This window comes from Pseudomonas sp. 43(2021), assembly GCF_017490805.1.
GTDB lineage: Bacteria > Pseudomonadota > Gammaproteobacteria > Pseudomonadales > Pseudomonadaceae > Aquipseudomonas.
This window is the reverse complement of record NZ_JAFGYJ010000572.1, coordinates 1-434: the sequence shown is the minus strand read 5'-3', so window position 1 is coordinate 434 and position 434 is coordinate 1. Positions and strand designations below refer to the sequence as shown.

The following is a 434-nucleotide window of genomic DNA, read 5'->3' as shown; positions in this document are numbered from 1 at the left end:
ACTTCGGCGCCCTCAGCGGTTTCATGCTGCTGCACCTGACGGTGATCAACCACTACTGGCGTCGGCAGAAGTCGGGGCAGTTTGTGCGCCATCTGCTCTGCCCGGTGATCGGCTTCGTCATCGTTGCCGCCATCATGTACAACATGGGCGTCGATGCGCAGAAACTCGGCCTGATCTGGATTGCCTTGGGCCTGGTGTACCTGTTCTTCCTCAACAAGCTCGGCGCCAGCACAGCGCTGCCCGATCCGAGCAAAGGCTGACAAGAAAAAGAGCGGCGTCTGACAACAAATCAGGCGACCGCCGATTCAACGCGTGGAAACCGACAGTGATAGTCAGGTTCGGCGAATGGGCCGAACCTTTTGATACAGGAGTACATCCATGCTGGTCTTACGCCCAGTCGAGCAGAATGATCTGCCCCAGCTACAGCGCCTGGC

The 434-nt window shown here is 58.3% G+C and carries 1 pseudogene; it reads left to right on the top strand.

Annotation, left to right across the window (positions count from 1 at the left end):
- Positions 1–260: pseudogene (locus tag J5M71_RS28755) on the top strand (amino acid permease); the annotation flags it as partial.
- Between the last annotated feature and the right edge of the window lie 174 nt (positions 261–434).